Origin of the sequence: Gottfriedia sp. NPDC057948, assembly GCF_042887255.1 — a bacterium.
Classification (GTDB): domain Bacteria; phylum Bacillota; class Bacilli; order Bacillales; family Bacillaceae_G; genus Gottfriedia.
Genome location: NZ_JBHVPN010000025.1, coordinates 42,099 through 52,852, shown reverse-complemented (window position 1 = coordinate 52,852; position 10,754 = coordinate 42,099). Strand labels below are relative to the sequence as shown.

Below are 10,754 nucleotides of genomic sequence, written 5' to 3'. Positions count from 1 at the left end.
GACTTCCAAAAACAAGTGAAGAAGCTAGGTTTAATTCAATCAATGTCAAGACGTGGAAACTGTTGGGATAACGCTCCACAGGAATCATTCTTTGGCCATTTTAAAGATGAGGCCTCTATTAAGTCATGTCAAAATTTTGACGGGCTCAATAAAGAAATAAAACATTATATGAAGTATTACAATCATTATAGATATCAGTGGAAATTAAAGAAGATGACCCCTGTACAATACAGAAATCATCTCCTTAAAACAGCATAGACTTTTTTTCAATGTCCTTTACAAAGGGTACATTTTAAAGTAGCCTTCTCTTTATTTTAAAATTTAACGGATGCTTTCGGTAGATAACCGACGTATTTTCCAGCATATTTGACGTATACATAATTATGTTTGACGCCATATCCAGTACTTATCACATAAATTTTCGCCCCTTTTGAGAGGGATTTTATGTTCGTGCCTTTTCCTTCTGCAAGAGATTTGATCATTGCAGATGACATTGTGTAGCTATATTTATTAACAGTTGTAGCTTTTGGTTTGATTGTGACCGGCATCGCTTTTGAGTAGTGTGTGCCTTTTCCGCTTTGTACTGGATCGGATGTACGGAAGACAAAGTTATAAGATTGACCGACAACAAGCGACCCTTTGTACGAATACGAATTCGTCCCTTTGTGGACGATGACATTTTTCCCACTAGGTAAAGTGATTTCGGTGAAGCTATAATCATGATCAACAGGTGGTTTAAATGAAATATTGACTGTTCCATTACTTTCTGTAATTTTGACATTGGTCACCGGACCTGGTGGGTTTGGGTTGTCCCAATAAACGGTCGTCCCTTTTGACACATTCCCGTTTTCATCAATCGTTTGAATCAGGAAATGATAGTCCGCGTAAATCGTCGGTGGTTTGTAAACATACAGATGATTGGCGTTCGGCGCACCAAAAAACGTTTTTATTTCTCCATTTGGTAGGGTTAATCTGGACGCAACATAATCAGAAGTGTATGGTGCAACCCAACTAATGTGGATATAATCGTCAGCGATCGTTTTTTTCGTCACCGGATCAACGTGTACATTTTTTTGTTGCCACGAAAGGAGATAATTTGTGATCTCACTTGGTGGGGTGATGTCATTTCCTGTTTTCAATGTTTGTTGTGGACATTCCGCTAATGGGACGATGTTGCCGGACAGATCAACAGCGCAATATGAAAACGTATAGCTTGTATTTGTTTCGAGTTGATCAACCGTTGTATCCCATGTACCTCTTGGTGCATAGCCTGCCCAAAGCCCATCTTGATACACGACCACTCCCCTAAAATCAGGCACGACAGTCGATGGTGACCAAGAAAGTCTCAGGTAATGGTTGTTCACTTCAAGTGGTGCAGTTGGAACGACATTTGGTGGTGGTGTTGTATCTTTTTCAATGATAATGTTCACTGTACTTTTTTCTTCGGACCCAGTTGCCCATACAGTATATGTATAGTTAACATCATCTGCTACATCCACGTCATCACGGAATACGCCGCCTTTCACGTCGTATGCGATGAGATGACCGTCTCGCTCGACCGAATACGTGTCATCTGCGTTAGCATCCCAATTGAGTGTCACAACGTGGTCTTTATGAGTAGCGGTCAAATTTGTCACGACACCTTTTTCACCCGTCGCCGTATCACTGGCAAAAACGTTTGATGTGGTAAACAAAAATGACAGTGTAAATAGCACTATCAATAAATGGTTTAATTTTTTCATTTGGTTTCCCTCCCAAATGAAAGTATAGCATGAGCACAAGGAACCGAGAACAAGAAAATACTGAATCGAAACATTCTTCTAAAACGACGGTTCTTGATTATAGAAGAGAAGAAAAGGGACCTATACAATGTTGTATAAGTCTCTCATGATGAACGCAGTATGGTTCGATTCAACAACTATCGATAAGCTGGATGCGTTCGTTTCGTTTTGCGTTTCCATTATCTGGAATTAATCGACTTGAAGAACTTTCATTAACAAATTGTGGTGAGATTGAAAATATTGGATTTATTAAATTAATGAAAAATCTGAAGGTTTTTGTTTTTATTGATACTAATGTAGTAGATGGTGACCTATCACCTTGTATAGGATTAAGATATTCAGGCTTCTTTGATAAAAAGCATTATACTCATAAATTTAAGCAACTAACGCATGCAATAGTTGAACAACAAGGTCGGCTGTTTAGCCGATTTTTTTTTATCACAACAAAATGGCAGTATAGTTGCATAAGGAAGAGCTAAAAAAGAACAAATAATGGTTTTAATAAAGTAAAATATAGTTAACTTGATACAAGTAATGATTGAGGTAACTTTAATGAATAACAGTAAGAGAAGGAGAAGATTAGTTGAATAATATGCCATTACGAATTAGACCAATCCATGAAGAAGACTTATTTTTACTTTGGACATTGATGTATAAAGAGAGTTCACCAGAGTGGAAGAAATGGGATGCACCATATTTTGAACATAAAGCTGTCACTTTTGAGGACTATTTAAAAACTAAGGATACTGTTGTTAATCAAGAAGATAAATGGATTATTGAGGTGGATGGAAAAGCCATTGGAACAGTTAGCTTCTATTGGGAACATAAACCATCTAATTGGCTTGAAATGGGAATAGGTATTTATGATCCCAACTATTGGAGTGGAGGGTTTGGTACAAGGGCTTTAAAACTTTGGATTAATCATTTATTTAATACACTACCTCTTGTACGTGTAGGTTATACAACTTGGTCTGGTAATCATCGTATGATTAAAGTTGGAGAAAAATTAGGAATGACAATGGAAGCAAGATTAAGAAAATGTCGTTTTTATGATGGGAATTATTATGACTCTATTCGTATGGGGTTATTGCGAGAAGAGTGGATTGAATTCTTAGAAAAAGATGGTTTAATCGAAGTACAAAAAAATCCGTTTCACAAAGGCACCAGTTGTCTTGACCAAGTAAATCAAGAAACATGTGATAACAATAGTACGCACTATAAATGAAAAGGACGACAGTTATTACACTGCCGTCCTTAAAAATATATAATCTATTCTTAAATTCAGTATTTAATAAAATCGATTACAACTATTAACATAGATATGCTCCATCATTATAACAACCATCATAATCAATAATTTCTTTAGAAATTGGTACTGCTTTTTGTTTAACAGATAATAGCTTCACTATTACATTTTTTTACATTATTCACAGTTTAATGTCGAAATTTTTCAATACAAAGCTATTGTAAAAAATGGTAATATTTACAAATGAAGGAAAATAATTCCTCTAAATTTGAAGGTTGACTAATTAAACAGGAGGAATTAATTATGCTTTAAAAGTAAATATTCTCGGCGGTTGCTGCTTTATCTATCGTAGGAATTCCTACTGCTGCTTTTGCCGCATCTTATACTTCTAGTTTTCAAGTTTATTCATCATCAGGTTTTTCTGGATCAACACGTAGCTATAATGGTGACATTACTATTAAGACTTACAGCAAAAAAGTTGAAAGTGGTAGCGATAAGAAAGATGTAAAGATTCAACTTTATCGTTCAAGAATTTTGGCTGATGATCTTGTTGGACAGGTTTATCATAATAGAATAGCTACAAATACATCTACGTTTACTAGTGTACCAGCTGGAAATTACTACTTCCATTTTTCTAAACCAAGTGATGGAGTAAATGTCACTGGTAGTGTGGATATGCACGACTAATAAATAGATAAATTAGTCAACCTTCCCTTTATCGTTGAAAGGAACAGAGATTAATGTTAAGAATGAAACCGATATTTTTTATAATTGCTGGGATTATTTTTTTTATTTACCAAGTAATTAAATTACTTCGTAAAAAAGAGGTTAATATATTAAAAGTTTTAATGACATTTATTTTTATGAACTATGTTTTATTCATTATTTTTATATTGTTTTTCCCTATTTTTATTGATCCTCATGCGTTAGAGAAAGGACAATCTATAAGTTACAACATAATACCCTTTAAATCTCTATATGAAACAACTGTTTTTTGTATTAAACATGGATATTATTCGACTTTAATAAAAAATATTATTGGAAATCTTATTCTTATAATGCCTATATCCTTTTATTTGAAAATACTATGGAATAAATTGAAAGATTGGAGAATTGTATTAATTTTATCATTTCTAATTTCTATTTTTATTGAATTAACCCAACTCATTGAAAACATCTTTCAAGGGACAGGAAGATCAGTAGATATTGACGACGTAATTTTAAATGTTACTGGTTTTATTTTGGGTTATTGGTTAGCAACTAAATTATATTCACAAACTACAGATTTATTATTAGGTTCGAAAAAGATAGAAATTAGAAAAAATCAGTCCAAAACTATTTAATATTAAGGCAGTTAAATTCTCGTTTTTAAAGCCAGAGCAAATTTTTGAAATTGCTAAATCAATGAAATAGATTTATTTGATCTGTTAATTTTTTATTTCGTTATACAACTAACGCATTGCATTAGTTGAACAACAAGATAGGCTGTTTAGTCGATTTTTTTTATGTCACTAAATGGCAGTTTAGTTGCATAAGGTTAAAGGTAATTTTACGAAAAATGTCGAACTATATAATTCTAGAATAATGGTAATTAGCGTGGAGGAAATAGTATGAAACAAGATTTAAAAAGGAAAATTGATATATCTGTTCGTCCTTATGTTGAAGGTGACTTTCCGCAAATTCATAATTTGAACATACAAGAAAAATGGAATAATCTCGTTGAAAAAAGAGAAGATACTCAAAAAGCTTGGGAGAATTCAAATGTTAAATATGTAGCGTGTTTCAATGAATCGATTTTTGGGTATCTCAGAGGATTAACAGATGGTAATATCACCTTATTTGTATCAGAATTATTAATAGATGAAAATTATCTAGGGTTAGGAATTGGTACAAGATTGTTAAAATATGTTCATCAAATATATCCTAAAACTCGAATTGACCTTCTAGCGACAAGTTCATCTCAAACCTACTATGAGAGCAATAAGTTTAGAAGTTTTTATGGATTTAGAAAGACATCTTAGAGTGGGAATAATATTTAGAGGTGAGAATTAGTGAATATAAGATTAGACAAAGCAACAGACGCAGATGCACAAGTAATTTTTGAAATGCAAGTGAAAGCCTTTATGCCGTTGTTAGAGAAATATAAAGATACCGATACAAATCCAGCGAACGAACCGATTGATAATGTAATTAAGAGAATTAATTATTCTACTGGTGGTTTTTATAAAATCTTGCAAGATGATATTCTTGTAGGAGCAATTTGTATCTATTGGAAAGAAGAAACACAATTTTGGATCAGTCCTATGTTCATTTTACCAGAATACCAAGGGACGGGAATTGCACAGAAAGCTATCCAGTTAATTGAGAGACGATTTCCACAAGCAACTACTTGGGAATTAAGAACGATCTTAGAAGAAAAACGTAACTGTTATTTATATGAAAAAATGGGGTATAGCCTGACAGGCGAAACAAAACGTTTAAATGAAAATATTACGCTTGTAAGATATAAAAAAATTTGTTAATTCAAATTCAACTAACGCAAAGCTTTAGTTGAATTACGCCACTTGGAGGAAAAAATGCAATATTTTATTGGAATTGTAACACCAGATGAATATTTGGAAAAAATAATAAGATTTCAACACCAATGGGGGAATAATGTTCTAACTAATGTTGTTGAACCACATATAACAATTAAAGCACAAGGTGGTTTAACATCCGATGAATCTTGGTTAATACAAGTTATGAAAGTTTGTGAAGATTTTCCACCTTTCGAAGTAACTTTGGATAAGCCTATGTTTTTTGGTGAAAGTGTACTATTTCTAAGTATTGAATCTACAGAAATACGCACTTTGCACAATAAACTTATTCAAGCGATATCTCCTTCAGAAGATTTAATAAAGAAATATTTAGAGCTTGAAAACTATGTCCCACATTTAACATTAGGACAATCGAATTACGGTTTAACAGTTCAAGAATTAGATGAAATGGCTAAAAGAGTTGAAAAGGAATTAATTCCTTATCCCACATTTAAAGTAAATATTTTAAGGGTATATCAAGAGATTGAACCTAATAAATACATAAAATATATGGACATTCCTTTAAAGAAACAGAGTTAAACTGTAAAAATCTTATTAAACTAACTGATGCTTTAGTTGAACAAGTAGAAAAAAGCCTAACCGTTTGGGCTAGACTTTTGAAGTTTATATATAATTAGATTTGTAATTTTCATAATGCTCTTGATTATTTCTTTCTAAACGAATAGTTATATTTTTAAATCATTCATAGTTGCTCTCCTAATATAAATTTTCATCGGGTATTATTGGACACGGATGATTTCATAAATATCTTTATCAAAACGTACTCGAGTGTGCTTGGATTCAAGGCGATCAATCTCCTCAAAACTTTCATATGTACATGAAAGGTCAAACCACATTTTTTTGATTTCAGTAAAAATAATAGTAAGCATCAAAATTCCTCCAAGTATGAGTAATGCTGTTCTTTTACCCTTTTTCTTTGATGTAATTGTCATCTGTTTACAATTTGATTATATATCAAAATTAGTCTATATTGTGAAATATTTCACAAAAAAATGTGAATTTTTTGTGACTAATATCTAATAGTTCTAACAATTTTATTTCTGTTAAAGTTTTCTAAATTATGGATGTTGATAAACATCCTTATGCAACTAATCAGCTAATAGTTTGTCAATAATTTTCAATAAAAAAATTTTGTGACTCATGTTATACTATTTTTGACATGCCAAATAATCTTCCACTTATTCAAAGATTGGAAGATTATGGTAATTGAGGTTGATTCAGATTTTAAGCTAGATCTTGGAAGGTCGTTTTGCTTTTTAACAGGGCATAAATCTAATGTAATAGTTTATTTACACAAGCAATAACTGTTACTCTAAATGGTTTTCCTTCTTCACGCTTTTTATCATAAAATTGTCGCATTCGTTTATTTCGTGGGATGATTTCGTCTGTTGTCTTACTCTTACGATTATCACGAATTGCACACCGAACAGCCATGAATAACGCATGTCGCAATCGACTAGAACCACGTTTGGTAATACGGTTTCTACTGGCTGTGAATTTACCAGATTCAAAGACACTCGGATCTACTCCAGTGAAAGCCACAAGTTTTTTTGGATTATCAAACCGATCAATTTCACCAATTTCAGAGATAATCGTTGCCGCGATTTTTTTTCCGATACCAGGTATTGATTGGATGATAGTATATTCTTCAATTTCTTTTACGAGGACATTTATCTCTGATTTTAAATTGGATAGATGTTCTTTGTATTGAAGAACCATTTTAATATGCATTTCAAGCGAAATAATAAGGCTTCTATAAAGATTTACTTGAAACGGATTTTTTTCAGCCGCAATAATTAAAAGCTTAGCTCTTTCGTTTGCCCATTGTTTAGAACGACTAGTACATAAAGATGCGATTCGTTTAGCTAGCTGTTCTTCACCAGCTAGTAACACAGCCTCAGATGAAGGAAACTCTAGTAAAGTTAAGAGCGAAACATTAGAGTACAAATCTCCAAATACACCTCGATATTCAGGAAACACTTGATCTAGAATCGCTAGAAAATGTAGTTTTGCCTGAGAACTAATACCTGTTAAATGATCGTGCTGTCTCGTTAAATTTCGCAGGTTTAGTAATTGTGCACCACGTTTTTTATATGGCTCTAACTCTTCTTTGTAATACAGCTCGCAGAGGTGGTATGCATCGATGACATCAGTCTTTACCTTTCTTAAACTCGAGCTTTTAGCTCGATAAGAGATTAATGGATTAATAACGATATAAATATAATTTAAGTTATCTAAGAACTGCATAATCGGTGAATGGTAATGCCCAGTCGATTCCATTATTAGTACTGGTTTTGTATTCGTTGTTTCTTCGATTTTCTGTAAGAATTGAAGTAGCTGCTCAAATCCTTCAACCGTATGTAAAATCTTAAAACTTCTTTTAAAAGGATTCTTTTTATCTAAAAAACCTTGAACTTGACTCTCTCCTTTTGCGACATCCAGACCAACTACTGGATTCATAACGATCTCCTCCTAAAACTAAATTTATCGGTTCCCCTAATACTCCCTTATAGTTTCATAGGTTCGCTTGTTATGCGGGATCCTTGTCCCAACCAGCCCAAAGCATGTTTCTATAAGTAGGGGGTGAACTGTTTAGTTGACGGGGTCTAAGCCCCACGCAAGCTTCGTTCTGCCCCGACTACTTTAATCATAAGACCATATAAAAAATGGTCAACCAGTAATTTTCACTGGATGACCTTATAATACGAACGCATGCGATAGTTGAACAAGAAGGGCTGCTAAAGTAGTCCTTTTTATTATGCTACTGGAAGTACATTTGAATAAGGAATATAATTCAGATTTAAGATCACAAAATAAGTAATAATAAGTACAAGGTATTATCGAATGCAATATATAAAGGTGCTTAGTAATGACGGAGGTTCTAAAAAATATGAGTAAAAAAGGTATTGAACTTGGAGATATCTATGCATGTGAATTACCAGATAGAAGATATGGAACGATTAAAGTTATAAATAGAATAGAAAAATCATATTTAATTTATATTTCAAAGTACATTGACATTAAATTACCAACCTTAGAAAACAAAGAAATAAATGAGATTCTGAGATCAAATAGATTTCTATATGAAAATGAAGAAGCTTTACTTTGGAATGATGGAAAGATGCACAAAGATATGAAATATATAGGGAATTCTCCTGTTTCGGAATATGAAAAAGGATTAGTGAGTTCATCATACGGTGGAAAATGGCATCCAAGTATAGCTAACCCCGTCTATTATGAATGGCGATGGTTTCATGATCGTGAAAATTATGAGAGGGAAATTCTTGAAGAGCAAATTAAAGAAAGAGAAGAGTTTCTAAATAAACCTCAAAAACCTAAAAAAATGATGAATGATGATACATTTTGGTCAATCATTTCACTTTTTGAATTTGAAAATGCTAAACACGATGAAGAAATTCTAAGTCCAGCTATTGAAAAACTTTCAAAAACAAGCGTGAAGGATATTAAACAATTTGAAGAAAATCTTGCGTGTAAGCTTTATTTATTAGATACAAAAGAACACGCCAAAAACATCGGTGAAAATTCATTTAGTGAAGATGAATCTTATTTCTCTCCAGATTTATTCTTATATATTAGATGCTTAGTTGTTGCTAAAGGTCAAGAATTTTATGAGTTGGTTTTAAATAACCCTAAAAAAATGACAAAGAATAATACTTTTGAGCCATTACTTTCATTAGCCTCAGAAGCATATTCAAAACGAATGGGTAAAGAGTTTGAATACATTTCAGGTTGTGATTATGAAACATTCTCGAACGTTGAAGGCTGGAAATAATAATATTAAAATGCTTTTCCTTATGCAACTAACTCATGCGATAGTTGAAGATCACGAGTCACAAAAGTGGCTCGTTTTTTATTGAACAAACTGGCAGGATAGTTCGATAAAAAATTGCATATTTATGGTAAAATATACCAAAGAGGTGGTCGAGAATTATGAAAAAGAATTATACAGTTTTCTTTTTGTTATTGTTTGTTTCATCTATTTCTGGAGGTATGGCACTTAAAGATTATTTTGATTATTCAATGATTATAGGAGTTGGATTAGCTATGATATTTCTTTTTGCTTCTGTTTATTCTCTCGGGAAAAAGAATAGTGATAATAACTTACATAACTAAATAGTTTATGCAATTAACGCAGTGCTTTTCGTGAAGATCACGAGTTGCTCACAGCTCGCTTTTTTATTGAAGTAAATGGCAGTTTAGTTGAACAAGGAATCCTTTTATTTGTTAAAATAGAGCTTATTAATATGTTCATTAGAGGAGAATATTTAAGTGGATATCAACAATCGAAAGGAAAAGATTAAATTACTTCAATTGAAAAATAATCGAAATAACATAATAAAAAAAATGAAGACTAAAGGCATAGACTTAACTCTTAATTCTTTCTTAGAACCTCAGTATTCCAGAGATTTACTTATTAATTTATACAAAGAAATAGATAAGTTAGGTGAAAATAAAGAAGAATTTAAGTTTGATCATAGTAACCCTGAAGCAGTTAAAGAACTTGATTTGTTATATAAGAAAATTCCTAAGCATCTTTTAGAAAAGGAAGTTATATTGTTTCATTTGAATTATCGTGAAACTGGCGCGATTATTTTAAGGTTAAAAGATATTTTTATCACCAAAGTTTTTAGATATAACCAAAACAAGTGGAGCAGTCCTTTATAGTGACAAATATTTGAAGAAGTATGTAAAAAAAGCACCTAAAAATATGCGTTTTATAGTAATTCGTGAAGATAAAACTTATGTAAAGATTGCCAACGGAGCAAATGTATATTATGTGAAGAAGTCAGATGTAAAGATTACAAGCGGTATTAATCAGAAAAAAACTACTACTGCTGAAATTCCATTAAAATTAACGAAAAGTACATCGTCTCGTTCAATAAAAGTTTTTAGTAAAAACAAGCAGGTCATTGTACTTCAGAAATTTACTGGATGGAATTATGTGAATGTTGATGGGAATTTAGGTTATGTAGAAAGTAAGTACTTGAAATAAATTAGTAATAATTTAATTTGGAACCTATCCATTTGGATAGGTTTTTTATATCCTTTTGTAACTACTATGGAAGTGAGACATAAACTTTCATTCATTGTGGTGAATTTTAGATTCAA

14 protein-coding genes and 1 pseudogene are annotated in these 10,754 nt (G+C 32.1%); 12 read left to right on the top strand and 3 right to left on the bottom strand.

The annotated features are described in order from the left end of the window. Positions 1-258 (top strand): IS3 family transposase (locus ACFVRR_RS22785; protein ID WP_387332912.1); only part of this gene is annotated, 258 nt, incomplete at its 5' end. 56 nt (positions 259-314) lie between these two features. On the opposite strand, the gene ACFVRR_RS22780 is transcribed toward ACFVRR_RS22785, so the two are convergent. Beyond that, positions 315-1,742 (bottom strand): hypothetical protein, encoded by a 1,428-nt coding sequence (locus ACFVRR_RS22780; RefSeq protein ID WP_387332910.1) that lies wholly within the window; start codon positions 1,740-1,742, stop codon positions 315-317. Positions 1,743-1,933: 191 nt separating this feature from the next. Between ACFVRR_RS22780 and ACFVRR_RS22775 the strand changes: the two genes are divergently transcribed. The 7 genes and pseudogenes from ACFVRR_RS22775 (at position 1,934) to ACFVRR_RS22745 (ending at position 6,143) form a co-directional block, all read left to right on the top strand. Beyond that, positions 1,934-2,260, top strand: coding sequence for a hypothetical protein (locus ACFVRR_RS22775; protein WP_387332908.1), 327 nt, complete (start codon positions 1,934-1,936; stop codon positions 2,258-2,260). Between the two features lie 113 nt (positions 2,261-2,373). After that, positions 2,374-2,883 (top strand): annotated as a pseudogene (locus ACFVRR_RS22770) (GNAT family N-acetyltransferase); the annotation flags it as partial. Between the two features lie 678 nt (positions 2,884-3,561). Further along, complete coding sequence (locus tag ACFVRR_RS22765) at positions 3,562-3,714, top strand: hypothetical protein (RefSeq protein WP_387332906.1); 153 nt, start codon at positions 3,562-3,564, stop codon at positions 3,712-3,714. A 53-nt stretch (positions 3,715-3,767) separates the two neighbouring features. After that, entirely contained in the window at positions 3,768-4,370 is a 603-nt protein-coding gene (locus tag ACFVRR_RS22760; RefSeq protein WP_387332904.1) for a VanZ family protein, read from the top strand. A gap of 267 nt (positions 4,371-4,637) precedes the next feature. Next, a complete protein-coding gene (locus tag ACFVRR_RS22755; protein WP_387332902.1) occupies positions 4,638-5,048 on the top strand; it encodes a GNAT family N-acetyltransferase in 411 nt (136 codons plus the stop codon). Positions 5,049-5,132: 84 nt separating this feature from the next. Beyond that, entirely contained in the window at positions 5,133-5,549 is a 417-nt protein-coding gene (locus ACFVRR_RS22750; protein WP_387332918.1) for a GNAT family N-acetyltransferase, read from the top strand. Between the two features lie 54 nt (positions 5,550-5,603). Next, positions 5,604-6,143, top strand: a complete 540-nt coding sequence (locus ACFVRR_RS22745) for a 2'-5' RNA ligase family protein (RefSeq protein ID WP_387332900.1) — start codon at positions 5,604-5,606, stop codon at positions 6,141-6,143. A gap of 200 nt (positions 6,144-6,343) precedes the next feature. Here ACFVRR_RS22745 and ACFVRR_RS22740 read toward each other — a convergent pair whose 3' ends face one another. Then, positions 6,344-6,493 carry a hypothetical protein gene (locus ACFVRR_RS22740; RefSeq protein ID WP_165347220.1) on the bottom strand — a complete coding sequence of 50 codons (150 nt, stop codon included), beginning with the start codon at positions 6,491-6,493 and terminating at the stop codon, positions 6,344-6,346. Between the two features lie 403 nt (positions 6,494-6,896). Continuing rightward, positions 6,897-8,084: an IS110 family RNA-guided transposase gene (locus tag ACFVRR_RS22735; RefSeq protein WP_387332896.1), complete on the bottom strand. Its 1,188-nt coding sequence runs from the start codon at positions 8,082-8,084 to the stop codon at positions 6,897-6,899. A gap of 430 nt (positions 8,085-8,514) precedes the next feature. Between ACFVRR_RS22735 and ACFVRR_RS22730 the strand changes: the two genes are divergently transcribed. The 4 genes from ACFVRR_RS22730 to ACFVRR_RS22715 all read left to right on the top strand — a co-directional run bounded on the left by ACFVRR_RS22730 (position 8,515) and on the right by ACFVRR_RS22715 (position 10,638). Continuing rightward, a complete protein-coding gene (locus ACFVRR_RS22730) occupies positions 8,515-9,417 on the top strand; it encodes a DUF4240 domain-containing protein (protein WP_387332894.1) in 903 nt (300 codons plus the stop codon). Positions 9,418-9,575: 158 nt separating this feature from the next. Continuing rightward, positions 9,576-9,758 (top strand): hypothetical protein, encoded by a 183-nt coding sequence (locus ACFVRR_RS22725; protein WP_387332892.1) that lies wholly within the window; start codon positions 9,576-9,578, stop codon positions 9,756-9,758. A gap of 156 nt (positions 9,759-9,914) precedes the next feature. Continuing rightward, complete coding sequence (locus tag ACFVRR_RS22720) at positions 9,915-10,310, top strand: YxiF family protein (RefSeq protein WP_387332890.1); 396 nt, start codon at positions 9,915-9,917, stop codon at positions 10,308-10,310. A gap of 10 nt (positions 10,311-10,320) precedes the next feature. After that, positions 10,321-10,638: an SH3 domain-containing protein gene (locus ACFVRR_RS22715; protein WP_387332888.1), complete on the top strand. Its 318-nt coding sequence runs from the start codon at positions 10,321-10,323 to the stop codon at positions 10,636-10,638. The last annotated feature ends 116 nt before the right edge of the window (positions 10,639-10,754 follow it).

Bases quoted from the DNA above. Each gene is read 5' to 3' on its own strand.
- ACFVRR_RS22780 (WP_387332910.1), bottom strand. From the start codon at position 1,742: ATGAAAAAATTAAACCATTTATTGATAGTGCTATTTACACTGTCATTT.
- ACFVRR_RS22775 (WP_387332908.1), top strand. From the start codon at position 1,934: ATGCGTTCGTTTCGTTTTGCGTTTCCATTATCTGGAATTAATCGACTT.
- ACFVRR_RS22760 (WP_387332904.1), top strand. From the start codon at position 3,768: ATGTTAAGAATGAAACCGATATTTTTTATAATTGCTGGGATTATTTTT.
- ACFVRR_RS22755 (WP_387332902.1), top strand. From the start codon at position 4,638: ATGAAACAAGATTTAAAAAGGAAAATTGATATATCTGTTCGTCCTTAT.
- ACFVRR_RS22750 (WP_387332918.1), top strand. From the start codon at position 5,133: ATGCAAGTGAAAGCCTTTATGCCGTTGTTAGAGAAATATAAAGATACC.
- ACFVRR_RS22745 (WP_387332900.1), top strand. From the start codon at position 5,604: ATGCAATATTTTATTGGAATTGTAACACCAGATGAATATTTGGAAAAA.
- ACFVRR_RS22740 (WP_165347220.1), bottom strand. From the start codon at position 6,493: ATGCTTACTATTATTTTTACTGAAATCAAAAAAATGTGGTTTGACCTT.
- ACFVRR_RS22735 (WP_387332896.1), bottom strand. From the start codon at position 8,084: ATGAATCCAGTAGTTGGTCTGGATGTCGCAAAAGGAGAGAGTCAAGTT.
- ACFVRR_RS22730 (WP_387332894.1), top strand. From the start codon at position 8,515: ATGAGTAAAAAAGGTATTGAACTTGGAGATATCTATGCATGTGAATTA.
- ACFVRR_RS22725 (WP_387332892.1), top strand. From the start codon at position 9,576: ATGAAAAAGAATTATACAGTTTTCTTTTTGTTATTGTTTGTTTCATCT.